At 60.8% G+C, this 24,202-nt stretch carries 20 protein-coding genes; 14 read left to right on the top strand and 6 right to left on the bottom strand.

All coding sequences use genetic code 11. The features are described from left to right. Positions 1 to 61: 61 nt before the first annotated feature. The 6 genes from JNB91_RS15110 (at position 62) to JNB91_RS15085 (ending at position 5,843) form a co-directional block, all read left to right on the top strand. Positions 62 to 688, top strand: a complete 627-nt coding sequence (locus JNB91_RS15110; protein WP_220326341.1) for a TIGR00725 family protein — start codon at positions 62 to 64, stop codon at positions 686 to 688. 84 nt (positions 689 to 772) lie between these two features. Then, positions 773 to 1,558, top strand: coding sequence for an ABC transporter permease (locus JNB91_RS15105; RefSeq protein ID WP_220326340.1), 786 nt, complete (start codon positions 773 to 775; stop codon positions 1,556 to 1,558). Beyond that, the gene (locus JNB91_RS15100; protein WP_220326339.1) at positions 1,555 to 2,607 is read left to right on the top strand and encodes an ABC transporter ATP-binding protein; all 1,053 of its coding nucleotides are present in this window, start codon (positions 1,555 to 1,557) and stop codon (positions 2,605 to 2,607) included. The genes JNB91_RS15105 and JNB91_RS15100 overlap by 4 nt, the downstream gene beginning before the upstream one ends. A 20-nt stretch (positions 2,608 to 2,627) precedes the next feature. Beyond that, positions 2,628 to 3,707, top strand: coding sequence for an extracellular solute-binding protein (locus tag JNB91_RS15095; RefSeq protein ID WP_220326338.1), 1,080 nt, complete (start codon positions 2,628 to 2,630; stop codon positions 3,705 to 3,707). 165 nt (positions 3,708 to 3,872) lie between these two features. Then, positions 3,873 to 4,703, top strand: a complete 831-nt coding sequence (locus JNB91_RS15090; protein WP_220326337.1) for an ABC transporter permease — start codon at positions 3,873 to 3,875, stop codon at positions 4,701 to 4,703. A 102-nt stretch (positions 4,704 to 4,805) separates the two neighbouring features. After that, positions 4,806 to 5,843 (top strand): LacI family DNA-binding transcriptional regulator, encoded by a 1,038-nt coding sequence (locus tag JNB91_RS15085; RefSeq protein ID WP_220326336.1) that lies wholly within the window; start codon positions 4,806 to 4,808, stop codon positions 5,841 to 5,843. A gap of 83 nt (positions 5,844 to 5,926) precedes the next feature. On the opposite strand, the gene JNB91_RS15080 is transcribed toward JNB91_RS15085, so the two are convergent. After that, the gene (locus tag JNB91_RS15080) at positions 5,927 to 6,598 is read right to left on the bottom strand and encodes a GntR family transcriptional regulator (protein ID WP_346269348.1); all 672 of its coding nucleotides are present in this window, start codon (positions 6,596 to 6,598) and stop codon (positions 5,927 to 5,929) included. A 305-nt stretch (positions 6,599 to 6,903) separates the two neighbouring features. Between JNB91_RS15080 and JNB91_RS15075 the strand changes: the two genes are divergently transcribed. From JNB91_RS15075 to JNB91_RS15040, 8 genes are all read left to right on the top strand, one after another. After that, complete coding sequence (locus JNB91_RS15075; RefSeq protein WP_220326334.1) at positions 6,904 to 7,671, top strand: LamB/YcsF family protein; 768 nt, start codon at positions 6,904 to 6,906, stop codon at positions 7,669 to 7,671. 45 nt (positions 7,672 to 7,716) lie between these two features. Then, a complete protein-coding gene (pxpB, locus tag JNB91_RS15070; RefSeq protein WP_220326433.1) occupies positions 7,717 to 9,318 on the top strand; it encodes a 5-oxoprolinase subunit PxpB in 1,602 nt (533 codons plus the stop codon). Then, positions 9,315 to 11,081, top strand: a complete 1,767-nt coding sequence (locus JNB91_RS15065) for an acetyl/propionyl/methylcrotonyl-CoA carboxylase subunit alpha (RefSeq protein ID WP_220326333.1) — start codon at positions 9,315 to 9,317, stop codon at positions 11,079 to 11,081. The genes pxpB and JNB91_RS15065 overlap by 4 nt, the downstream gene beginning before the upstream one ends. Then, positions 11,078 to 12,895, top strand: a complete 1,818-nt coding sequence (locus JNB91_RS15060) for an ABC transporter ATP-binding protein (protein ID WP_220326332.1) — start codon at positions 11,078 to 11,080, stop codon at positions 12,893 to 12,895. The genes JNB91_RS15065 and JNB91_RS15060 overlap by 4 nt, the downstream gene beginning before the upstream one ends. Positions 12,896 to 12,953: 58 nt before the next feature. After that, on the top strand, positions 12,954 to 14,489 hold the full coding sequence (locus JNB91_RS15055; RefSeq protein WP_220326331.1) for an ABC transporter substrate-binding protein: 1,536 nt from the start codon (positions 12,954 to 12,956) through the stop codon (positions 14,487 to 14,489). 79 nt (positions 14,490 to 14,568) lie between these two features. Beyond that, a complete protein-coding gene (locus JNB91_RS15050; protein ID WP_220326330.1) occupies positions 14,569 to 15,492 on the top strand; it encodes an ABC transporter permease in 924 nt (307 codons plus the stop codon). Positions 15,493 to 15,498: 6 nt separating this feature from the next. Continuing rightward, on the top strand, positions 15,499 to 16,347 hold the full coding sequence (locus JNB91_RS15045; protein ID WP_220326329.1) for an ABC transporter permease: 849 nt from the start codon (positions 15,499 to 15,501) through the stop codon (positions 16,345 to 16,347). Between the two features lie 30 nt (positions 16,348 to 16,377). Beyond that, the gene (locus tag JNB91_RS15040; RefSeq protein ID WP_220326328.1) at positions 16,378 to 18,111 is read left to right on the top strand and encodes a M14 family metallopeptidase; all 1,734 of its coding nucleotides are present in this window, start codon (positions 16,378 to 16,380) and stop codon (positions 18,109 to 18,111) included. 118 nt (positions 18,112 to 18,229) lie between these two features. On the opposite strand, the gene JNB91_RS15035 is transcribed toward JNB91_RS15040, so the two are convergent. Genes JNB91_RS15035 through JNB91_RS15015 form a run of 5 tightly spaced genes read right to left on the bottom strand, consistent with a single transcriptional unit; the run spans position 18,230 to position 24,027 of the window. Then, positions 18,230 to 19,363 carry a M24 family metallopeptidase gene (locus JNB91_RS15035; protein WP_220326327.1) on the bottom strand — a complete coding sequence of 378 codons (1,134 nt, stop codon included), beginning with the start codon at positions 19,361 to 19,363 and terminating at the stop codon, positions 18,230 to 18,232. Position 19,364: 1 nt separating this feature from the next. Next, positions 19,365 to 20,585 (bottom strand): M20 family metallopeptidase, encoded by a 1,221-nt coding sequence (locus JNB91_RS15030; RefSeq protein ID WP_220326326.1) that lies wholly within the window; start codon positions 20,583 to 20,585, stop codon positions 19,365 to 19,367. 38 nt (positions 20,586 to 20,623) lie between these two features. Continuing rightward, positions 20,624 to 22,252 carry a dipeptide ABC transporter ATP-binding protein gene (locus JNB91_RS15025; protein WP_220326325.1) on the bottom strand — a complete coding sequence of 543 codons (1,629 nt, stop codon included), beginning with the start codon at positions 22,250 to 22,252 and terminating at the stop codon, positions 20,624 to 20,626. A gap of 10 nt (positions 22,253 to 22,262) precedes the next feature. Next, a complete protein-coding gene (locus JNB91_RS15020) occupies positions 22,263 to 23,087 on the bottom strand; it encodes an ABC transporter permease (protein ID WP_220326324.1) in 825 nt (274 codons plus the stop codon). Beyond that, positions 23,080 to 24,027 (bottom strand): ABC transporter permease, encoded by a 948-nt coding sequence (locus JNB91_RS15015; RefSeq protein ID WP_220326432.1) that lies wholly within the window; start codon positions 24,025 to 24,027, stop codon positions 23,080 to 23,082. The genes JNB91_RS15020 and JNB91_RS15015 overlap by 8 nt, the downstream gene beginning before the upstream one ends. Positions 24,028 to 24,202 lie beyond the last annotated feature (175 nt).

The raw sequence follows: 24,202 nt of genomic DNA, 5'->3' as shown, positions 1-24,202 counted from the left end.
TTATATTACGCATCCATGACAGTTTGACGAACGTCTCAGCAAATAAGAGAGCCATAAGAGTATGCCAGCATTGCAGTGGAACGCACGGGTAAAACAGCTTTTCTCCGCCGGTAAAATCTTCGATCCCTCCCGCCTGGAGTGGCGGATCGGCGAGGCGGATCAAGACGGGGCCGTGCCGGTATCTCCACTCCAGGCGCTTAAATTCCTGGCCGAAAATGGCGCACTCAAACGTGTACCTGTCGGCGTTATCGGCCCGCGCGAGGCGACCGCCGAACAGCGGAAGACCGCCCATGCGCTTGGCGCAGCGATGGCAGACCATGGTCTTCAACTGCTGTGTGGCGGCAAAAATGGCGTGATGGAAGCCGCATGCGAGGGCCATGCCGCGCATGGCGGCCTACCGGTCGGTATTTTGCCGGACGAGGAGTGGCAGGCCGCCAATCCTTTCGTTGGCATCCCGATTGCGACCGGCATCGGCCCGGCACGTAACGCCATCATCGCACGGGCCTGCATCGCGCTGATCGCTGTCGGCGGCGGTGTCGGCACATTGTCGGAGATGGCGCTCGGCCTGCAGTTCAACCGCCTGGTGCTGGCCATGGCTGAAGCGCCCCATGTCGATGGCGTTCCGATCATCGACACGATCGAGGAAGCACTCGATCAGGTCGCTCGACGAATTCTGTTTGGCGTGTAAGCTTTCTTCCGAACGTCATAAAACTATCATCCAATGAAGGTAGAGAAGCGGCCGTATCCAACACGCAAATAGCGGATCGCCGCCGTGCCCATTGTCGCCATCGCCTACTTTCTCTTCCTGTTTTCTCCCGTGCTGTTGCTCGCACTCGGATCGTTCGGGGAGAGCTGGAGCAACACGCTTCTGCCGACGGGCTTTACCTGGCGGTGGTATGAGGAAGTCGCGGCGGATCCCAGCTTTCGCCGCGCCTTCGTGACCAGCCTTCAGATCGTCGGCATCACTTGTGCGCTGAATGTGCTGATCGGCCTTCCTCTGGCCTATGCGATCCAGGTCGGCGCCAAGGGCGGCATGCGTTTTGCCGCCCGTCTGGTGACGCTGCTTCCGGTCGCAGTGCCGGATCTCGTTCTCGCCTTCGGCTTCATTCTGGTGTTTTCATCGGATCAGCTGCCATGGCTCGGCAGTTTCTGGCTTCTGGCGGCAGGCCACCTCGTGCTGACCCTGCCCTATACCGTGACGGCACTTGTTGCCGATATGGAGCAGTTGCGGCTCGACGAATACGAGCATGCGGCGGCAACGCTCGGCGCACCGTTTCTCGCCAGGATCCGCGATATCGTCTTCCCGCTTCTAAGCCCCAGCCTCGTGTCATCGATGCTGACGGTCGCGGCCCTGTCGATCGGCGAATTCCAGCTTTCCAACCTGATCGCCGGCTTCCTTTCCCGACCGTACCCGGTCGTGCTTCTGCAGGCTTTTTATGGCGCGACCGGCTTTGCCTGCGCCGCCACCATCGTCCTGCTCCTCCTCGCAACGCTTGCGTCGCTTGCCAGCAGCCTCACGTCCCGATTGTCCAAGACCAAGAAAGAAGCAGCGGCATGACGCTCAGATACGAAAACGTCAGTTTCACCTATCCGGGTGCAAAGGCCGGCATCTTCGATATCTCGCTGGAGATCGGCAAGGGCGAACTTCTGGCGATCATCGGCGCTTCCGGCTCGGGAAAATCGACCATTCTCAAGCTGCTTGCCGGCTTTGTCAGTCCTGATCGGGGCCGCATCGTGATTGACGAAAAGGATGTCAGCGCCCTGTCGCCGGAGGCCCGCCGGCTTGGTGTGGTCTTCCAGAACTATGCGCTTTTCCCGCATATGCGGCTGTGGGAGAATGTCGCCTATCCGCTCAAGGTTCGCGGAGTCTCGAAGACGGAAAGACGGAATTGCGCCGTGGAGATGCTCGATCGCGTCGGTATGAAAAGCCGCGCCGACGATCTTCCGGCCGCTCTCTCCGGCGGCCAGCAGCAGCGCGTGGCGCTCGCCCGCGCGCTGGTGTTCGAGCCGCAGGGCCTGCTTCTCGATGAACCGCTTTCCGCACTCGATGCCAGCCTGCGGGTCGAGATGCGCGACGAGATCCTCCGCGTCCAGCGCGCCTCCGGCATCGCCACCCTGCTCGTTACCCACGACCAGGAAGAGGCACTTTCGATCGCCGACAAGATCGCCGTGATGCGCGACGGACGCCTGATCCAGCTCGGCACGCCACGCGAGCTCTACGAGACACCCGCCGATGCCTATGTCGCCGGCTTTGTCGGTCAGTCGAACCTCTGGCCGGGCATGATCCGCGCAGATGGCGTGGTGGAAACCGGCATCGGCTCGCTCGCCTGCGATACGCGCGGCCACAAGCCGGGCGACGCGGTTACCGTATTCATTCGCCCCGAGCGCATCGTTCCAAGCTTCGACGGAGCACAGCAGTCGGCAGACGCCGGCCGGGCGGGTGGGTATTTTTCCGGCAGCGTCGCAGCCGACCGCTATCTCGGTCCCATTCGCCGGATCGACCTCAACGTTCAAGGTGGCCTGATCCGCCTGGAAACCCATCTCCGGGATGCCGTGACCTCGGTTCACGTTCCAGCAGATGCAATTCGTCTCCTCCCAGCAAACTGATCTCAATCAGAGGTATTTCCATGAACAGACGGCAATTCATCTCGACCGTAATGGCTGGCGCAACAGTCCTCGGTCTGGCAACCAGCGCCTTCGCCTTCGAAGGCCCGGAACTCTATCAGGGCGAAAAGGCTCTCTACGACGCGGCGCTGAAGGAAGGCATCGTCGTCTCCTTCGACACCGGCCCGACCTGGGCGAACTGGGCTGGCCAGTTCAAGGCTTTCCAGAAGCGTTATCCCGGCATCGAAATGGTCTATAACGACATTGGTTCGGCAACCACGGTTGTCGCACTCGACAAGTCGCGCAATCGCCCGCAGGCCGACACGGCCTATTACTTCGCAGCCTCCGCACTGGATGCCGCCAAGGCTGGCGTGGTCGAAGGCTACAAGCCGGTCAATTTCGACCGCCTGCCGGAGCAGCTGCGCGAGACCAATGGCGAATGGTTCACCGTCCACACGCTGAGCGTCGCCTTCCTCGTCAACACCAAGCTCGTCAAGAACGTACCCAAGAGCTGGGCCGATCTTCTGAAGCCGGAATATAAGAACTCGATCGTCTACCAAGACCCGCGTTCCACCGGCCAGGGCCAGGTCGTCACCTTTGCAGCAAGCTTCGGCAATGGCGGCTCGATGGAAGACGTCAAGCCGGGCATCGATTATCTCGGCAAGTTGACCAAGGCTGGCAATGTTCTGCGCACCGTCGGCACCACGCCTTATGCGCAGTTCCTGAAGGGCGAAATCCCGATCTGGATCGGGTACGAGAACGACGGCCTGAAGGCGAAGTTCACCGATGGCATGGCCGACAGCATCGAGGTTGTCATCCCGCAGGAAGCATCGGCGGCTGCTCCTTACGCCATCTCGCTGGTCAAGAACGGCCCGAACCCGAATTCCGGCAAACTCTGGCTCAACTTCATCATGAGCGACGAAGGCCAGAAGATCTTTGCCGAAGGTTATGTCCGTCCGTCTGTCGACGGCATCAAGCTGCCGGAAGCAGTCGCCGACAAGATGCCGGTTGCCGCCCAGATCCAGCCACTCGATATCGCCAAGTCGACCGCCAAGAAGGCTGAAATCGATGCCGGTTGGGCCAAGGCCGTTCTCGGTCAGTAAGGCCTGACGCGGATGCTGCCATCTCCTCTTTCCGATCGTGAATGATGGCGGCGGCTTCAGCCAAACAGCCTGTTCCGGCGATACGCACCTTGTCGCCGGAACAGGCACTCGACGCGCGGTTTCGATCTCTTTGCACCCAGCCGCGCCTCACCCAGGAGAACCCCGATGAGCGTTCGCGCTTCAAGAAAAGCCCTTGCCGCCTTTGCCCTGCCGGGCTGCATCACGCTCGGCCTGTTTTTCCTGCTGCCTGTCGGCACGGTCATGACCGGCGCCCTGACGGATGGCGGGGCTTTCGTGCGACTGGTGAACGATCCCGTCTTCTGGAACGGCCTGAAGGGCACGCTCATCATCGGCACGGCCGCACCGCTGTTTTCCCTCGTGGTCGGCTTCTGCATCGCGCTGACGCTTGCCCGACTTGCACCGAAAGCGAAAACGGCTGCCCTGATTGCCGTCTCGCTGCCGCTGACATTCTCCGGCCTGATCGTCGCCTATGGTTTTATCCTGCTCCTCGGCCGCGCCGGCTTCGTGACGCTGCTTCTGGCGGAACTCGGGTTCGATCCCGCCGTCGTCGGCGGCTTCATCTTCTCGCCCTTCGGACTGGGGATTGCCTATTCCTATTATCTGGTGCCGCGCGTGGTGCTGATCGTGCTGCCGGCAATCGGCAATTTCGACCGCAACCAGCTGATTGCGGCCCGTTCGCTCGGTGCGGGTGCGGCCCGCGCCATGATCGACGTGATGCTGCCGCAGATCGCGCCAAGCCTGGTCGCCGCCTTCTGCCTGACCTCGGCCGTCGCCATCGGCGCTTATGGCACAGCGCTGGCGCTGGTCGGCACGCAGGTGAATATTCTGCCGCTGGTGCTCTACAGCAAGATTTCCGAAACCGGCACCGATCTGCCGGCGGCATCTGCCGCATCCCTCGTCCTGATCGCCATTTGCGTCCTGATTATTTCGCTCGGGGAAGCGGTTGGCCGAAAGGGCAAGGCGTCGGGTGCCTGAGGCTGAATAACATCCTGTCTCGGCCATACTCGTGGCCGGGATAGTCTTGACGCAGGCGAGCAAGCACGATTTCTGTCGCATCATCCCGTGACAGGAGTAACGATGCCAACCGAGCAGCAACAACGGCCCACCGAAGCCACGAGCGGTCCGCCAACCATGGCGGATGTCGCGAGGCTTGCCGGCGTTTCGGCCATGACCGTGTCTCGCGCGCTGAAAGGCAATGCCTACATCGCCAAAGATACGCTGGAGCGCATTCTGGCGGCAGTCGATCAGCTCGGATACGTACTCGACCAATCGGCCGGTAGCCTTTCATCACGCCGCAGCGGCTTCATCGCAACCATCGTGCCATCCATCGACAACTCAAACTTTGCCGATACCGCACGCGGCATTACCGACGCGCTGGCACAGACGAACATGCAGCTGCTGCTCGGGTATACCAATTATTCGATCAAGCGCGAGGAAGAGCTGATCGAATCCATGCTGCGCCGCCGCCCGGAAGGGATCATCCTGACAGGCGGCGAACATACGGACAGGGCAAGGGCAATGCTTACCAATGCCGGCATACCGGTTATCGAGACCTGGGACGTGCCGGAAAAACCCATTGATGCTGTTGTCGGCTTTTCCAATGCGGATGCGATGGAAGCACTTGTCGACAGGCTGGTGGAGCAGGGATATTCGCGCTTCGGTTTTATCATCGGCACCGAAAACACCGATGCACGCGGGCGTCAGCGCCATATCGGCTTCAACCGGGCATTGTCACGGCATGGCCTGATGAGCGGCAGGGCCGTGTCCGTCGAGGCGACACCGATGCGCATGTCCCATGGTGCAGAAGCGATCCGCCAATTGCTTCACCTGTTTCCGGATACCGATATCGCGATCTGCGTGGGCGATCTTCCAGCCTTCGGCGCGATCATGGAATGCCAGCGCATGGGGCTGGCCGTGCCGCGCGATATCGCCATTGCCGGTTTCGGCGATTACGAAATCGCCTCGGTCGCCGAACCCGGCATTACCACCGTCAATGTCGACCCTTATGGGATCGGCGCACAGGCCGCGGGGCAGATGATCGCCATGCTGGAAGATCGCAGTGCTGCTGCGACCGTCAAGACTGGCTATCATGTGCTTCTTCGCGGCAGCACGTGAACACCTTGCGCCTTGTTTTCCCACCGTGAAATACCCCTTTTCGGGCATATGGACGTTGAGAGCATCGCGCTTTGAGCGGCCACTCAGGCGGAGGGCGCCACGCGGGCATATGCTCCGAGAATGAAGCGCTCTGCTCGCAGTAGATAGGCTTCCAGCTTTTCTGCAGCAGCAGCCGAATGCCCCTCCTCAAGTTCGCTCAAGATGTCACCATTCTGATCGATGAAGGGGCCATGCAGAAACTCGGGATCCTGAAGCAGGCCAAAGACCAGCCGCAACTCCAGCGAGATATGCGCATAGAAATTCGACAGTCTCGGGCTGTCTGCAAGCTCGACGATCGCCGCGTGAAACGCAATGTCGGCGCTACCGACACCTAGCCAATCCTTTACCTCACGGCAGCGGCGCGCGCCTTCAACGGCAGCACGCATGCGCTGCACCGCCGGATGACGCGGATGCGCCTGAGCAAGTGCCGGGCATTCGATAAAGCGCCGAACGCGATAGATATCGATAATCGTCGACATGCCGGGCGTGGAAACGAAGACGCCGCGATTGGCTTCATATCGCAGCAGGCCTTCTTTGGTCAGCATGCGGAAGACCTCCCGCAGCGTGTTTCGCGAAACCTGCAGCTCCTCGCAAAGCGCCATTTCCGAAAGGTGGCTTCCCGGCGTTAGTGTGCCAGAGACGACTTTTTCGCGAATTCGCTCAGCCACAGTTTCGGCCAGTGTCTGCACTGGCTCTGCGGTTCGCGATCCGACCACGCTGCCGCCAACGGCAAGGCTTGAATGTCCCGTTCCATCACCTTGTGGTTTACGTACAGCCAAGCGTTACACCTTTTGGTTCGAACGAGGTTTCGTTTTCGGTAATGCGCTTGCTTGGCCACTACAAGCAAAATGACGCGAAACCCAAGGCAAAAGACGAACTTATTCGTGCAAAACCCGCGCGACGCACAAATGTTAGGCAAATGACCTTTTGTAGAGCAATATATAAAAATTGTTCAACACTATGGACAGCATTGTTCTCCTTTGTTAGCTTTTGTTCAGAATAAGGCGAGGGAAGAGCGTTCATGATGAACATCGACATCAACAGCGACCTGGGCGAAAGTTTTGGCGCGTGGACGATGGGCGATGATTCAGCCATGCTCGATATCGTCAGCAGCGCCAATGTCGCCTGTGGTTTTCACGCAGGTGATCCGGCCGGCATTCTCAAGACATTGAAGGCAGCCGCCGAGCGCAACGTCGCCATAGGCGCCCATGTCGGTTACCGCGACCTTGCCGGCTTCGGCCGCCGCAACATGGATCCGTCCAGCGAAGAACTGATCGGCGACGTGATTTACCAGATCGGCGCACTTCAAGGCCTCGCCAAGGCCGCTGGCACGCGCGTCACCTATGTGAAGCCGCATGGTGCGCTCTACAACACGATTGCCGTCGATCCCCGTCAGGCCAAGGATGTCATCGATGCCATTCTGGCCGTCGATCCGTCGCTGGTGCTGATGGCGCTTGCTGGCTCGCAGCTTGTCGAACAGGCCCGTGCTGCCGGCCTCACCGTCGTTGCCGAAGCCTTTGCCGACCGCGCCTATACGCCGGAAGGCAATCTCGTATCTCGTCGTGAAAAAGGTTCCGTCCTGCACGATCCCGATCTCATTGCCGAGCGCATGGTGCGCATGGTCAAGGAAGGCGTGATCGAGGCGATCGACGGCACGCTGACCAAGGTCGATGCCCAATCGATCTGCGTCCATGGCGACAGCCCAGGCGCCGTCGCCATGGCCAAACGCCTGCGCGAAGTTTTTGAACAGTCGGGCCTCGCCATCCGCGCCTTCACCGAGGCGGCCTGAGCCATCATGCAGTCCGTCGCCCTCACCTCTTCCCGAGACACGTCGATGCGCATCCTGCCGATGCGTGGCGACTGCATTCTCGTGGAACTTGCCGATCTCGGCGAGGCGCTGGCGCTGTTCGATGCACTGAAGACCAACCCGGTCGAAGGCATCACCGAAATCATTCCGGCGGCGCGCACGCTGCTGATCTCTTTCGATCCCTACACGATTTCCGACGATGCATTAATCGGTGCAGTCACTGCTCTGGCAGGTGGCGAACGCAAGGCCGCATCCGGCGCATTGATCGAAATTCCGGTTCGTTACGACGGCGAGGATCTGGCCGAAGTTGCCGACATTCTCGGCATGAGCGTTGAGGACGTAATCCGCCTCCATGGCGAAAGCGATTATGTCGCCGCCTTCACCGGTTTTGCGCCCGGCTTCGCCTATCTCTCGGGCGGCGACTCGCGCCTGACCGTACCGCGCCGCAAATCTCCGCGTACGAAGGTTCCGGCCGGTGCTGTCGGCCTTGCCGGCGAGTTCAGCGGTATCTACCCGAAAACCAGCCCCGGCGGCTGGCAGTTGATCGGCACGACACCGCTCGCCATGTTCGACATCGACCGCACGCCGGCTTCGCTTCTTCAGCCGGGCAGCCGCATCAAATTCCGCGATATGGCAAAAGATGCGGCATACGAGATCAAGCCGTCGACCAAGGCCGCTGAAAACCACGTGACGGCCACCTCGAAAAATGCTGCATCGGCCATCGAGATCATCGCTGTCGGCCTGCCAGTCGTTTTTCAGGATTTGGGCCGCGCCGGACAGGCCAACCAAGGCATCAGCGTTTCCGGTGCCGCCGACCGTGTAAGTTTCAAGGCCGCCAATGGTCTTGTCGGCAATCCGGCCAACACGCCGGCGCTTGAGATCGCCCTTGGTGGCCTCAGCTTTTGCATGCGCGGACGAGGCGTCATGGCCGTGACAGGTGCCACTGCACCGATCACCATTACCGGTGCCAACGGCACAAAAATTTCAGCCGCGCATCACAGCGCGTTCGCGCTCGATGATGGCGATGTGGTTTCGCTCGGCGCGCCTGCAGCAGGCATGCGCTCCTATCTTGCCCTGCGTGGCGGTTTCGATATCGTGCCGGTTCTCGGCAGCACCGCCACTGATACGCTGGCACAGATTGGCCCCGCCGCACCTGTTGCCGGCGATGTCCTCGCCATCCTGCCCGCACCAACAAACGCACTCGTTTCATCGGAAGAACCGGCTTTCGCCATGCCCCGCGCCACCGAAACTGTCGTGCTGGATGTGGTCATGGGCCCGCGCACCGACTGGTTCACCGACGCCGCCGTCAAAAATTTCCTCGCGCAGGAATGGTCAGTCACGCCGCAGTCCAGCCGTGTCGGCATCCGCTTGTCCGGCGATGCGCTGGAACGCGCCAACCACGGCGAACTGCCGAGTGAGGCGACCGTGCGCGGAGCACTGCAGGTTCCGGCCAGCGGCCAGCCCGTGCTTTTCCTTGCCGATCATCCGCTGACCGGCGGTTATCCGGTCATCGCCAATGTCGCCGGCCATCATCTCGATCTCGCCGGCCAGATACCCGTCGGCGCAAAAATCCGCTTCAACGCGGTAAGCCGCTTCGCGCCCCGTTTCATTCCAGGAAAATGCCCATGAAGAAGGTTCTGATAGCAAACCGCGGCGAGATCGCGGTGCGGATCATCCGGGCCTGCAAGGATTACGGACTGACCTCGGTCGCCGTTTATGCCGATGCCGATGCCGACGCGCTGTTCGTCACGCTCGCAGACGAGGCCTATGCGCTGAACGGTGTGACGGCCAAGGACAGCTATCTCGATATCGACAAGCTGATCGCCATCGCAAAACGTTGCGGTGCCGATGCCGTGCATCCGGGTTATGGCTTTCTCTCGGAGCGCAGCGAGTTTGCTGAAGCCGTCATCGACGCGGGCCTCATCTGGATCGGCCCCGAACCGACGGTCATCGAGGCGCTCGGCGACAAGCTGAAGGCGCGCGCCATTGCCCAAAAGGTCGGCGCGCCTCTGGTTGCCGGTTCCGACGGCGCCATTTCCTCGCCAGCGGAAGCTCTCGCCTTTGCAAAGAAATTCGGCCTGCCGATTGCCATCAAGGCGGCGCATGGCGGCGGCGGACGCGGATTGAAGATCGCGCGCGAACTCGGCGAGGTTGAAGAACTGTTTTCATCGGCCACGCGTGAAGCGGTGGCCGCCTTTGGTCGCGGCGAATGTTATGTCGAGCAGTTTCTCGACCGCCCGCGGCATATCGAGGCGCAGGTGCTGGCGGACCGTCTCGGCAATGTTCTGGTGGTGGGGACCCGCGATTGCTCACTTCAGCGTCGCAACCAGAAACTTGTCGAGGAAGCACCTGCGCCTTTCCTTTCCAATGAACAGCGCGAAAAGATCCATTCGGCAGCGCGCGATATCTGCGCCGAGGCCGGTTACACCGGTGCCGGCACGGTGGAATTTCTGCTCAGTGCCGATGGCGTGATCTCCTTCCTCGAGGTCAACACGCGCCTGCAGGTGGAACACCCGGTGACGGAAGAGACGACCGGTCTCGACCTCGTCATCGAACAGTTCCGCATTGCCGAAGGACTGCCGCTGAGTGAGACGGACATGCCGGAACCGCGCGGCCATGCCATCGAGTTCCGCATCAACATGGAAGACCCCGGCCGTGGCTTTCTGCCCTCCGCCGGCGAAATTTCCGCGTTCACCGCTCCCTCCGGCCCCGGCGTGCGTCTGGATAGCGGCGTCGTTTCCGGCTCGGCTATTCCGCCGATGTTCGATTCCCTGTCGGCAAAACTGATCGTCTGGGGCGCAACCCGCGAACAGGCGATTGCCCGATCGCGCCGTGCGTTGAGCGAATTTACCATCGAAGGCGTGCCATCGGTGCTGCCCTTCCACCGCGCAGTCATGGCGCATGACGATTTCGCCAGAGATTTTCGAGTCCACACGCGCTGGATCGAAACCGATTTCGCCGAAACTCTGGAAGCGGCCAACCGCCCTGCCCCGACAGCAAGCATCGGCCTTCTGCGCGGCCATGTCGAGATCGACGGCAAGCGTGTCGAGATCGGCATTCCTGATGCATTCCTGCGCCTGCTCGGTCCGCTTTCCGCAGCCTCGAACAACGACAAGAAGAGCGAAGAGAACGATGCCGGTGCCGTCGCAGCACCGGTGCCCGGCCTTCTCGTTCACTGGAATGTTTCCGATGGTGCACTTGTCGAAAAAGGTGAAGTTCTGGCAATGATGGACGTGATGAAGATGGAGACAGCGGTTACCGCACCGGTTTCCGGCACCATCAGCATCCTCGCCGAAGCCGGTTCCTCCCAGACCGCCGGCGCCATCATTGCCCGCATCGCCAGCGACAAAAACTCAACGACCGAACAGACCAAGCCGGAGACACGGACATGAGCGCAACCAACAAACCGCTTCTGTCGGTCGAAAATCTGAGCGTCGAATTCGGTTCGAGCCGCGTCGTCGATGATCTGTCGTTTACGGTTGAGGCCGGCAAGACGGTGGCCGTCGTCGGAGAATCCGGTTCGGGCAAGTCTGTCACTTCGCTTTCCACCATGCGGCTTGCCGACATGATGGGCGCGAAATACGCGACCGGCCGCATCCTGTTCAACGACCGCGACCTGCTGAAGGCATCCCAGAAGGAGATGCGCTCGATCCGCGGCAAGGAGATCGCCATGATCTTCCAGGAGCCGATGACCTCGCTCAACCCGGTCTTCACCATCGGCGACCAGATCTGCGAAGTGCTGATGTTGCACGAAAAACTCGGCAAGGCCGCCGCCATGACCGAGGCGCAGCGCCTGCTCGACATGGTACGCCTGCCGGATTCGGGCCAGCTTCTGCACCGTTTTCCGCACCAGCTTTCCGGCGGCATGCGCCAGCGCGTGATGATCGCCATGGCCCTTGCCTGCCGCCCCAAACTGCTGATCGCCGACGAGCCGACCACCGCGCTCGACGTCACCATTCAGGCGCAGATTTTGAACATCATGCGCGACCTGCAGAAGACGCTCGGCATGGGCATGGTGTTCATCACCCATGATATGGGCGTGGTCGCCGAAATGGCCGATCATGTCGTCGTCATGTGGAAGGGCAAGAAGGTCGAGGAAGGTCCGGTCAACGAGATCTTTGCCAACCCGCAGCATCCCTATACCCGCACGCTTCTGTCCGCCGTGCCGAAACTCGGCAGCATGACCGGCGAAGAGTTTCCCAAGCGCATGCCGCTCACCGTTCTTCAGGATGGCGAACCGACCGTGGTCGGTGAAGAGCGTGTCCAGAACACTGCCAAATACGACGAAAAGCCGCTTCTCTCCGTAAAAGACCTGTTTGTCCGTTTCGACATCAAGAAAAACCTGTTTGGCAAGGCAACGCATCGCTGCAGCGCCGTGCAGAAGGTCAGCTTCGATATCCATCCGGGTGAAACGCTGGCTCTGGTCGGCGAATCCGGTTCCGGCAAATCGACCATCGGCCGCACCATTCAGCAGCTGCAATCCTCCATGGGCGGCGAGATCGCTTTTAACGGCCGCACCTATTCGTCCATGTCTGCCGCCGAGCGTTTTCGCATGCGTCAGGAAGTGCAGTATATTTTTCAGGACCCGTTTGCCTCGCTCGATCCGCGCAAGACGGTCGGCTTCTCCATCGCCGAGCCGATCAACACCCATGGCCTGATCAACGATAGCAAGGCCGTCAAACGCCGCGTCGATGAACTGCTGGAGCGCGTCGGCCTGCCGTCGAATGTCGCCTCGCGTTATCCGCACGAATTCTCCGGCGGCCAGCGCCAGCGTGTCTGCATTGCCCGCGCGCTTGCCTCCGATCCCAAGCTGATCATCGCCGACGAGGCCCTGTCGGCACTCGACGTGTCCATTCAGGCGCAGATCATCAACCTGTTCATGGACCTGCAGGCCGAGCGCGGTCTCGCCTATCTGTTCATCAGCCATGACATGGCGGTTGTCGAAAAGATGAGCCACCGCGTCGCCGTGCTTTATCTCGGCCAGATCATGGAAATGGGTTCGCGCCAGCAGGTGTTCGAAAACCCGAGCCATGACTATACCCGCCGCCTTCTCTCCGCCGTTCCGGTTGCCGATCCGACCGCACCACGCAACACGGCGCTGATCGAGGGCGAAATTCCCAACCCCGTCCGTCGCGTTGGCGACGAGCCGGCCATCCTTTCCCATGAGGAAATCAATCCGGGCCATTTCATCGCCAAAAGCGCTTGAGGAAACCCGGATCAGTAACCGCGACACAATCGCAAAGCATCTGAAGAGGAACAGGTAAATGACAACGTTCAAGAGGGGACTGGCGTCGGCTTTCGTGGCCTTCGCTCTCGCCGGCACCGCACTTTCCGCCGCCCCGGCCTTTGCCGCCGGCAAGATGACCATTTCCACGCCGCAGGATCCGGGCAGCTGGGATCCGATCGACACGTTCCTCGTTCAGTGGGCTGCCGTTTCCACCAACATCTTTGACGGCCTCACCTATCGCGGTCCCGACCTCAAGGTCGTTCCGGGTCTCGCCGAAAGCTGGGAAGAGCTGGACGAAGGCAAGCGCCTGCGCTTCAAGCTGCGTCAGGGCGTAAAGTTCCACAATGGCGAAGACTTCAACGCCGCAGCCGTCAAATTCACCTTCGAGCGCCTTCTCGGCGAACAGGGTGCCAAGGGCCCGCAGCGTTCCAACTACACTTCGATCGACAGCATCGACGTCATCGACGACTACACGGTCGACCTCAAGCTCAAGGCTCCGGATCCGGTTCTCTTGACCAAGCTCGCCGGTTACGGCGGCATGATCGTTCCGCCAAAGTACATCACCGAAAAGGGTGAGGACAATTTCAACCTCAACCCGGTCGGCACCGGCGCGTTCAAGTTCGTGTCCTACCAGCCGAAGGTCAACATCAAGCTGGAAGCCAATGCCGATTACTGGGGTGGCGCACCAAAACTTTCGGAACTGGAATACCGCTTCATTGCAGAGCCGGCGACCGCCGTTGCCGAACTGCAGGCCGGCCGCGTTGATCTCGTGATCCCGCCGACCATTCCGATCGGCATGATCCCGGTCATCGAAGGCGACAGCAAGCTGGAAATCCTTTCGGTTCCCGGCCCGACCGTCGACGCCCTGCGTTTCAACACCCGTGACGGCATCACGGCCGATCCGAAGGTGCGCAAAGCGATCATCATGGCCGTTGACCGCGCCACGATCGTCCAGTCGATCCTCGCTGGCCAGGCATCGGAAATCGTCAGCTTCCAGAGCGCGCTTTCCTTCGGTTACGACGCCGACCTGAAGGCTCTGCCTTACGATCCGGAAGGCGCAAAGAAGCTGCTGGCTGAAGCCGGCGTCAAGGCTGGCACCGCCCTGCAGATCGACATCCGCGGCAATGACGCGACGATGAACGAAGTCGCGCAGGTCATTTCCAGCTACCTGTCGATGGTCGGCCTCACCGCCACGATCAAGCCTTACGAAACCAACGTCATCACCAATGACATCATCCCGCAGGGCAAGACCGGCGCGATGTTCCAGCAGAAGTGGGGCGGCTGGACTTTTGACTTCGATAACACCGCTTACGCGATGTACCATTCGGGCGAAAAGTGGAACCCCTACGACAAGGACGAGAAGATGGACAAGCTGCTGGAGCAGCAGCGTCCGCTGACCGACCGTGCCGAGCGCGAAAAGATCCTCAAGGAAGTCGGTGCTTACGCTGCCGAACGCGCGCTGGAACTGCCGCTCTACAACACCAACGCCATCTTCGGCATCAACAAGCGGGTGAAGGGTTTTGTCGCTCCTCCGGACAACCGCCTGAAGCTCAACGAAGTGTCGGTCGACTGATCGACGTCATTTCATAACAAACGGTACCTCGCCCGCATCCCCGCGGGCGAGGCTGGACTTCTCTTACAGGAACGAGAACTTGGCCGGTTTCCTCATCAAGCGATTGCTACAGGCGATTTTCGTCGTCATCGCCATCACGCTCGTCGTCTCTTTCGCCATTCGCCTCACTGGCGATCCCGCGCTCATGATGTTTCAGGGCGGCGGCAGCATGACGGAAGACGATCTGCAGCGCATTCGCGCTTCGCTCGGCACCGACCAGCCGTTCATCGTGCAATATCTCACCTTCCTCAAGGGCATGGTGACCTTCGATTTCGGCCGCAGTTTTAACGGCGGCACATCCGTTTCCCTGCTGATCGGTGATGCGCTGCCGGCAACGATCCTGCTCGCCTTCATCTCGATGTTCGTGTCGATCGCGCTGTCGATCCCGCTCGGCATCAAGGCCGCCACCTCGCGCGGTTCGGCTGCCGACCAGGCGATCCGCATCTTTTCGCTGATCGGCCTGTCCTTCCCGAATTTCTGGCTCGCCACCATGCTGGTTCTGCTGTTTGCCATCACGCTCGGCTGGCTTCCGCCCAGCGGCATGGGCGGTTTCGCCAGCTATGTCATGCCGGCCATCACCATGGGCGTCATCCTGACCGCGACCAATGTACGCCTCGTGCGCACCTCCATGCTGGAAACGCTGCAGTCGCAATATATCATGGTTGCCCGCGCCAAGGGTCTGTCCGAGAGCAAGGTTCTCTACAAGCATGCGCTGCGCAACTGCGCCATTCCGCTGATCACCTATTTCGGCCTGCAGTTCGGCGGCCTGCTCGGCGGCATCGTCGTCATCGAACGCGTCTTCAACTGGCCGGGTCTCGGCACGCTTGCCTTCGACGCGGTGGCGGCCCGTGATTATCCAGTGCTTCAGGCCGTCATCACCGTTCTTTCGCTGATGATCGTCGGCATCAACCTTCTGGTCGACATCGCCTATGGCCTCGTCGATCCCCGCATCCGCACGGAGTAAACGACAATGGCAACCATAACCTCCCGCCTGTCGCGCTTCGCGAGCCTCGAATTCATCCTCGGCATTTCGCTGACCGTCATCATCTGCCTCGCGGTCCTTTTCTCTGACCTGCTCTTCCCGGGCGGCGCTGAAAAGATCAACCTGATGGCGCGTCTGGCAAAGCCCTTCACCAACCCGGCCTTCCCGTTCGGCACCGATCCGCTCGGTCGTGACGTGCTGGCGCGTGTTGTCGCGGGTGGAAAAATTTCGCTTCTCGTCGGCTTCACCTCCGTTATCGGCGCCGTGATTTTTGGCGTGTTGATGGGCTTGATCGCCGGTTATTACCGTGGCTTCTGGGACATGCTGGTCATGCGTTTTGCCGACCTGCAGCTCGCCATGCCGTTCATTCTCCTCGCCATCACTTTCATCGCCATCGTCGGCGGCAGCCTGACCAACACGATCATCCTCCTGATCGTGTCGCAATGGGTGCAATATGCCCGCCTCGTGCGCGGCTCGGTGCTGACGCTGCGGGAGCGCGAATTCATCCTTTCGGCCCGTGCCATCGGCGTCAAAGACTGGCGCATCATTTTCCAGCACCTGCTGCCGAACCTGATCGGTCCGGTGATCGTGCTGATGACACTCAACGTCGCCAACAACATTCTGCTCGAAAGCAGCCTGACCTTCCTCGGCCTCGGCGTCGATCCGACCATTCCGAGCTGGGGCGGCATGCTGGCGGACGGCCGCACGTACCTGCAGACCGCATGGTGGGTCAGCGTCTTCCCGGGTCTCGCCATCCTGTTGACCGTTCTTGGCCTAAACCTGCTCGGCGACTGGCTGCGCGACAGCCTCGACCCGACCGGCCGCACCTCCAGATAAATTCTTCGATACACAGCAAGGCATGACACCATGACCAAGATCTTCGAGACTACTGTTCAACGCACTCTTGAAACTCTGGTCACCGGTGCCAAGCCCGGATTGTCATTCGAAGCCTGGACTTTCGACGACACCAAAAGCCGCCGTGCCGCCGAGCAGGCGTTGAAGGAAAAGGGCATCACAGCCCGCATCCGCAGCGCCTACAAGCCTCTCCTTTTCACCTTCCTCGAAGAGGTCGACCTTACCGGCGTGACGGCAATCGAAGTCCGCTATCCGGTGCATGCCAATGCCCCAGCCAATCGTTTCCGCCTCGAAGCCTATCCGCTGGCATCGCTTGTCGATGACGCAAAGATCGAATTCATCGCCCGCGAGGACGGCGAGTTCTTTTATGACGTGACGCTGACGCGGAACGGCCAGAACGAAACGCTGAAAGTGCTCGTACCGAACCGTGTGCATGAAGATGTCGTCGGCGAAACCAATGTCTCTCCGACCGGCTGGTATCGTGCCGAAGGCGATGTGACGGGCGAGCGCCTGGAGACCGATTACGAAAAACTGTTCCACGGTGCCATCGATGCGATTGCCGGTCATGACTGGGGTGCAACCGAACCCTATTTCGAAGAGCTGAACATCCGCGTTGCCCATCCGGCCGAAGACATGGAGCTGCCGGTCGGCGACGAGGTGGTGAGCCTGCGCGAAGCCCTGCACGAGGATTTCTATTTCTCGCTGCTTGAATTCTTCCAGAAGAAGTCCGGGCGCCCGCTCGGTGATCGCGGCCTGAAGCCCGGCCAGATCGTGCCGGAAATCGTCAAGAGCACCGGCGAGATCGGCATTCTTGTCGAAACCCGCCCGCTGACATCAGGTTTTCTCGACGGCAAGGAACAGGCAATCGACAGCGCCATCGAACCACCGGCGGCCGCACAGATAGCAAAACTGCTAACCGAAATCGGCGGCGAAGAGTTCACCGCCAATTCCCGTTCCGGCCGCGTGCTTTCCGCCCGTTACATCAAGGGCAGCGAAGCGGCGGTGATGATCAGCGGCGGCCAGCATCCGAACGAGACCACCGGCATTGTCGGCGCCATCCGCGCCGCCCGCGCGCTGAAAGAACGCGCCAACGCGCATTTCACCATCTCGCCGCTGGAAAACCCCGATGGCTACGCCCTGCACCAGCGCCTGCGAGTCGACAACCCGCGCCACATGCACCACGCCGCCCGCTACACGGCTCTGGGTGACGACCTCGAATACCGCACCCGCGAAAATTCGGGCGAGCATCTGAACGAGAAGGCGATCCGCTTCAAGGCGCAGGAAATCAGCGGCGCAAAGCTGCATGTGAACCTGCACGGCTACCCGTCGCATGAATGGACACGTCCGCTTTCCGGTTATGTACCGCGCAATTTTTCCATGTGGACGCTGCCGAAAGGCTTTTTCCTCGTGATGCGCCATCACGCCGGCTGGACTGAACAGGCCGAAGCCATGCTCGACCACGTCACCCGCCATCTCGGCGCGATCCCCGGCATTCTAGACTACAACAACCGCCAGATCGCGCTTTACGAAACCCATGCCGGCGAAACGGGCTTCCGCATCATCAACGGCTTTCCATGCCTGTCGTCGATCGACGACCGCCACACCGTGCCGCTGACCTTGATCACCGAATATCCGGACGAAACGATCTACGGCGACGATTTCATCACCGGCCACACGGCGCAGATGGAAACGGTGATTTCGGCCTATGAATCCTGGCAGATGCTGCAGGCAAAGGCTTCTGTCTGACGAAGCGGAAGGGGGCCTCACGGCCCCTTCCTTGCGTTCTCGCAGAGCGGTCGGCTCTATCTGTTTGTTTTGACGCAATTCCGGACGCAAAACCGGTTCCCACTTTTGCTGGAATTGCTCAGTTCGCGCGCATGATCTCGCGCGGGCTTTTCGTCAAACGAATACCGCCATTCTTCCCAACAACCACCGTCTCGCTGAACCCGAGGCCTTTCGCCGTCGCATAGAGATGGAACACCATTCCTTCTTCCAGCGGCCAATCCGATGTCGGCAGGAATACGCCGGAAAAATCGCTGGTGCGCGGTGTGCGGGTATAGAGGCCAAGCGTATAGGCCGTGACATTCTCGTAAACCGGACGCAGGCCGGCATCGAGCGCGCCTTGTCGCATGATCGCATCGACATCGCGCGCAATCGCACCCGGCTTCATCGCGGCGATCTGCAGGTCCTGCAGCTCGACAAGCTTCTCCGCAGTCGCGACAAGTTCCGCCGACGGAGCGCCGACCACGATCGGTCGCATCATCCGCGCCCCATAGTTTCCGACGCGCGGGATGAGTTCGACATGCAGCACGTCGCCCTCCACGATCGCCTCGGTCTTGAACACGCCATGCAGGAATTCATGGCTACCTGAAGCCTTGACCACCGGCCCTACCTCGCCGGTATCGGCCCCTTCGCGCAGGAAGACACCTGACGCGATGGCAGCCGCATCACGCGTCGTCATGCCCGGCCGAGCCTGCCGGGCGATCTCCGCCATCGCCTTGTCGGCAATTGCGGAAGCCTGCGCCAATAAAGATATTTCTTCTTTCGATTTCACCCAGCGCAGGCTGTCGCTCAAGCCCGGCATCGGCACGAAAGTCGCGTCCGGCAAAAGCGTCTGCAGCCGCATGAAAGTGGCGGCGCTCATGCTGTAGGAATTGGTGTCCAGCCCGATCCGCGCCTTGCCAAACCCGTGGGCGCGGATGCTTGTCGCCACGGCCGCCTGTGCTTCCTCAGTATCGGCAAAGCCGACGATATCGGTGATCCAGCTCTTTTCCCGGCACGGCGCCTCGTCAAGCGCACGCAAGGTAAACCAGGCGTCACCCTCGCGCGGCAGAAACGCCGCGCGATACATGGTTTCGGAAACGGTATAGCCCGTCAGCCATGCCAGCAGCTCGCCGCTGTCGGCGAGCAGCAGATCGACTTCCCCCTTGGGGCCAGAAGACGCCATGGCGTCCCGGGCGAGAGTGATACGACGATCATATTCCGCCCGGGAGAACATCTTATGCCACCTCGCAGATGTCGAGGATGGTCAGCATGTAGACACGGATCATGTCGAGGAAGTCGACAATATCGACGCGCTCGTCCGGCATGGTGTTGTAACGGCCGCCCGGACCGCAGACGATGCCTTCCATCCCAAGCTCGTGGTAGAGATGGCCGGCGTCGGTGCCGTAGAAGCGCGTCGGCGTGATCGCACCGGTCGGCTGCTTTTCGCCGCGCACGGCTTCATAAGCGGCGTTGATCGACTTGACGATACGGCTCTCCGGCGAAACCTCGAAGGGCGGCATCAGCGGACGGCCTTCGATCATGTCGGGAACGAGCTTCGCCTTGAGGCCGGGGAAGCGGCCCTCGAGCAGACGCAGTTCCTTTTCGACATCCGCCAGCACGCTTTCCTGCGTCTGTCCCGGCGCATAGCGCAGAGAACCGCGCAGGCGAACGAAATCGGCCACCTGCGGCGGACGCCATTCGGCAAAATCGCGGCCGAGCGCACCATGCACGACACCGACATGGCCGCGGTTGATCGAGCGATGTTCATCGCTCTTGGCGCCGCTGAAGGTCATTGCATTGATGCGCGGAATGATATCGCAGGCGGCTGCAATCGCATCGACGGATTCTTCGCGCTTCGAAAGATGGCGCGTGTCGCCGGTCAGTTCGATCACATAGCTGAGTGCCGCCGCATGCATGGTGACGGCAACGAGATCGCTCGGTTCGCTGTTGATGAAATAGTCGGCCTTCACGCCGCTCCTGATCGCCGCCAGCGTGCCGACGCCGCCCTGCAATTCGCCGACGACGAAGGTCAGGACCACATCGCCCTTCAGCTTGACGCCGGCATCGAGCAGGGTCTTCACGGCGCAGAAATAGGCCGCATCGCCGGCCTTCATGTTGGACACGCCGATGCCATAGATGAACTTGTCGTCGACAAGGCCGGCGTAAGGGTCAACCGTCCAGCCTTCGGTTACCGGATTGGTGTCGAGATGGCCGTTGAACAGCAGGCTCTTGCCCCCGCCTTCACCTTTCAGGCGGCCGATCGTGTTGAAACGGCGGCCTTCGTCAAACGCCTGAAGCTCGGCCTCGACGCCGATCTTCTCAAGCTCTTTTGCCATCCAGCGGGCGAGATCCTTCTCGCCTTCCGTCTCCGAATGGCTCTTGTGCTGGACCATTTTCGACAGGAAATCGAGGCAGGCCTTTTCGTCGATCCGGTCCAACAGGGACTTCGGGTCCATTGTCATGCTCCTTGATGCAGTATCACTGGTATTGGTCATTAAAATTGGGCGGCGGCGCGCGGCACCGCCTCGATCAGCCGGCGGGTATAATCGGCCCGATCAGGGCTATCGATCTCGTCGGCCTTCACCACCTCGATCAGATCGCCGCGATACATGACGGCGATCCGGTGGGCGATCTGGCGGATCAGATTGAGATCGTGGGTGATGAACAGATAGGCTGTACCGCTCGCCTTCTGCAGTTCGAGCAGCAGCTCCACGACGGAGGCCTGAACCGACACATCGAGCGCCGAGGTGATCTCGTCACAGATGACCAGCTTCGGCTTCGAGGCAAAGGCGCGCGCAATCGCCACACGCTGCTTCTCGCCGCCGGAAAGCTGATGCGGATAGCGGTTGGCATGAGTGCGCGGCAGGCGCACCTGTTCCAGCATGTCGCCGACCTGCTTTTCCAGATCGCTCCCGTCACCGAACAGTTTTAGCGGCCGCGAGAGAATTTCAAAAATCTTCTGGCGCGGGTTGAGCGATGCATCCGGGTGCTGGAAAATGATCTGCACATCCTTGCGATAGGCATTGTCCATATCGCCGAGATTGCTGATTTCGCGCCCGTCGAACCAGATTTTTCCCTCGAACCGGTTGAGACCGGTCATCGCCTTGGCAAGCGTCGATTTTCCCGATCCGCTTTCCCCGACAATGCCGAGGATCTCGCCCGGATTGACGCTGAGGCTGATCGCATTGTTACCGGTCACGCGGTCGGTCTTCTTCCCGGTCAGTGCAGCGAGGAATGACCTGCGGCCGAAATGCACGCTGACATTCTCGACCTTCACCAGCGGCTTTTCGACTGCCGTCACTTCATCTTTCACCAGCCGATGCGCCGGATCAGGAACGGCTGCGATCAGTTCCTTCGTATAGTCCTGCTGCGGGTTGGTGAAGATATCGCGCACCGTGCCCTGCTCGACGATATCGCCGCGCTTGATCACGGCCACACGGCTTGCCGTGCGGGCAACCAGCGCCAGGTCATGCGAGATATAAAGCGAGGCAACACCCGTCTCGGCCTGCAGTTCGACGAACAGGTCGAGGATCTGCCGCGAGGTGATCACATCGAGCGCCGTGGTCGGCTCGTCGAAAATGATGCATTCCGGGTTGCAGGCGAAGGCCGACGCGATGACGACGCGTTGCTTTTCTCCGCCCGAAACCTCATGCGGCATGCGGTGCATCATCTGCGCCGGTGTCTTCAGCCCCACATGCGCAAGCCGCTCCTCGCCTTCCTTCCACGCCTGCTGGCGGGTCAGGCCGCGGTGGCGGATCAGAACTTCCGAAAGCTGCGTGCCGAGCGACAGCGTCGGGTTGAGCGAGGTGCTCGGATCCTGAAACACCATGCTGATGCGCCGGCCGCGAATGGCCTCCATCTGCCGTTCGGATTTATCCAGCAGGTTGTCGCCGCCGAGCAGGATGCGCCCGCCCGGCTCGCGGGCATTCTTCGGCAGGTAGCGCATGATCGACCATGCGAGCGAGGTCTTCCCCGAGCCGCTTTCGCCGACGAGGCCGAGGATTTCGCCGCGGTGGATGGTGAGATCGATGTTTTTCAGCGCGTGATACGGGCCGTTGGCGGTCTCGTAGTCCAGCGAGTAATTCTCGATAGAAAGGACGGGCTTGTTTTCCGTGTTGGTCATGGGCGTCACCTCAGGTCCGCGGATTGAGGGCATCGCGGAGACCGTCGCCCAGAAGGTTGAAACCGACGGCGACGATGGCGATCGCCACGCTCGGCCAGATCAGGATGCCGGCCGACATATGCATGTAGCGGCGGGCTTCCGAGACCATCAGGCCCCATTCTGCTGCCGGCGGCTGTGCGCCGAGGCCAAGGAAGGAAAGCGTCGCAAACAGCATCACGGCAAACGAAACGCGAATGGTCATCTCGACAATGATCGGCGCGATCACATTCGGCAGCATTTCGCGGCGGATGATGTAGGAAGAGCTTTCGCCACGGGCGATTGCCGCATTCACATAGTCCTGCTTGCGCACCGACAGCGCCACGCTTCGGGTGATGCGCGCCATGCCCGGTGCGAAGGCGATAGCGACGGCCACCAGTGCATTGATCGTGCTGGAGCCGAGAAGATTGACCACGAGAAGCGCGAAAAGCAGGCTCGGGATCGACATGACCGCATCGATGGTGCGCATGATCAGCTCGTCGGCGCGGCCGCCGAGGAAGGCGGACGCGGTGCCGATCAGGGCACCGATCAACGTGCCGGCGATGGTGGCGAGTACCGCCATGACGACCGTGGCGCGGGCGCCGATCAGAAGCCGGCTAAAAATGTCGCGACCATACTGGTCGGTGCCGAGCCAGTACATCATGCTCGGTCCCTTGTAGCGGGCAAGCGGCGACAGCTTTTCCGGATCGTAAGGGGCAACCATCGGGCCGAACACGACGATCGCGAGGACAAGCACCACGAGGAAGGTGCCGATCGCGCCCTGCGGCGTCTTCAAAAGGCGTTTAAAAAACTCAGTCATACTGGATCCTCTTGTCGAGCCAGGCATAGAGGATGTCGGCAATGAAATTGACGATGGAGTAGGTGGCGGCCATGATCAGCACACCGGCCTGAATGGCAGGCAGGTCGCGCGCCTGGATGGCGACAATCAGCTGACGGCCGATGCCGGGAATGGCGAAGATTTCTTCCACAACGATGACACCGCCGAGAAGATAACCGACATCGAGCGCAACGATGGTGATGGTCGGCAACAGCGCATTGCGCAGCGCGTGGTGGCGCAGCACGTGACCGCGGGAAAGGCCTTTCAGTCTCGCAGCGCGAATATAGTCCGTATGCAGCACATCGACGAGTTCGGAACGCACCATGCGGGACACATGGGCAATCAGGATGATCGAGATGACGCAGACCGGCAGCACCAGATGCGCGATACCACCGAAGAAATCTTCCGTCAGCGGCACGTAACCGGTCGGCGGCAGCCACTTCATCCAGTCGGCGAAGAGAAGAACGGCGATCGTCGCCGTGACGAATTCGGGAAGCGCCACGCCGGCATAGGAAATCAGGCTCACCACCATGTCGGCAATCTTGCCGCGTCTTATGGCGGCGATGATGCCGAGCGGAATGGCGAGGATAAGCATCAGGCCGATCGAGAAGAATGCCAGAATGAGGGAGCGTCCCAGCGCCTCGAACATCGCCGGGCCGACCGGCTGGCCGGTGCGCAGCGAAGTGCCGAGATCACCCTGCACGACATGCCAGAGCCAGGTCGCATATTGCTGCCAGATCGGCTGATCGAGACCCATCGTCTGGCGCAGCGCATCGAGCGCTTCCGGGGTGGCGTTTTCGCCCAGCATCATCACCGCTGCATCGGCGGGCAGGATCTGGGTAATGGCAAAGACAATCAGCGACACGACAAGAAGCGTGTAGACGATCATCACCAGCCGCTTGGCTATGTAGTTCGGAGACAGGGGCGTGTTCCTTAGTCAAGAGGGCCGGACGCTCGGCGGTTAGGGTAATGGCACGCGGCAAAGTCCCCCTCCGGCCTGCCGGCCATCTCCCCCACAAGGGGGAGAAAACCTGTGGCATCCGCTTGCCCCAAGTGAGGTTGAGCGGATCGGCCTGGTTAGGCCCTCCCCCTTGTGG

The sequence above is a fragment of the Aliirhizobium wenxiniae genome (assembly GCF_019511445.1).
Lineage (GTDB): Bacteria > Pseudomonadota > Alphaproteobacteria > Rhizobiales > Rhizobiaceae > Neorhizobium > Neorhizobium wenxiniae_A.
The sequence above is the reverse complement of the archived record's forward strand: the minus strand, read 5'-3'. Positions and strand labels throughout refer to the sequence as shown.

What these genes read in the sequence shown, in the direction of transcription:
- JNB91_RS15110 (WP_220326341.1), top strand. Translation starts at nt 62, where the DNA reads ATGCCAGCATTGCAGTGGAACGCACGGGTAAAACAGCTTTTCTCCGCC.
- JNB91_RS15100 (WP_220326339.1), top strand. Translation starts at nt 1,555, where the DNA reads ATGACGCTCAGATACGAAAACGTCAGTTTCACCTATCCGGGTGCAAAG.
- JNB91_RS15095 (WP_220326338.1), top strand. Translation starts at nt 2,628, where the DNA reads ATGAACAGACGGCAATTCATCTCGACCGTAATGGCTGGCGCAACAGTC.
- JNB91_RS15090 (WP_220326337.1), top strand. Translation starts at nt 3,873, where the DNA reads ATGAGCGTTCGCGCTTCAAGAAAAGCCCTTGCCGCCTTTGCCCTGCCG.
- JNB91_RS15085 (WP_220326336.1), top strand. Translation starts at nt 4,806, where the DNA reads ATGCCAACCGAGCAGCAACAACGGCCCACCGAAGCCACGAGCGGTCCG.
- JNB91_RS15075 (WP_220326334.1), top strand. Translation starts at nt 6,904, where the DNA reads ATGATGAACATCGACATCAACAGCGACCTGGGCGAAAGTTTTGGCGCG.
- pxpB (WP_220326433.1), top strand. Translation starts at nt 7,717, where the DNA reads ATGCGCATCCTGCCGATGCGTGGCGACTGCATTCTCGTGGAACTTGCC.
- JNB91_RS15065 (WP_220326333.1), top strand. Translation starts at nt 9,315, where the DNA reads ATGAAGAAGGTTCTGATAGCAAACCGCGGCGAGATCGCGGTGCGGATC.
- JNB91_RS15060 (WP_220326332.1), top strand. Translation starts at nt 11,078, where the DNA reads ATGAGCGCAACCAACAAACCGCTTCTGTCGGTCGAAAATCTGAGCGTC.
- JNB91_RS15055 (WP_220326331.1), top strand. Translation starts at nt 12,954, where the DNA reads ATGACAACGTTCAAGAGGGGACTGGCGTCGGCTTTCGTGGCCTTCGCT.
- JNB91_RS15045 (WP_220326329.1), top strand. Translation starts at nt 15,499, where the DNA reads ATGGCAACCATAACCTCCCGCCTGTCGCGCTTCGCGAGCCTCGAATTC.
- JNB91_RS15040 (WP_220326328.1), top strand. Translation starts at nt 16,378, where the DNA reads ATGACCAAGATCTTCGAGACTACTGTTCAACGCACTCTTGAAACTCTG.
- JNB91_RS15035 (WP_220326327.1), bottom strand. Translation starts at nt 19,363, where the DNA reads ATGTTCTCCCGGGCGGAATATGATCGTCGTATCACTCTCGCCCGGGAC.
- JNB91_RS15030 (WP_220326326.1), bottom strand. Translation starts at nt 20,585, where the DNA reads ATGGACCCGAAGTCCCTGTTGGACCGGATCGACGAAAAGGCCTGCCTC.
- JNB91_RS15025 (WP_220326325.1), bottom strand. Translation starts at nt 22,252, where the DNA reads ATGACCAACACGGAAAACAAGCCCGTCCTTTCTATCGAGAATTACTCG.
- JNB91_RS15020 (WP_220326324.1), bottom strand. Translation starts at nt 23,087, where the DNA reads ATGACTGAGTTTTTTAAACGCCTTTTGAAGACGCCGCAGGGCGCGATC.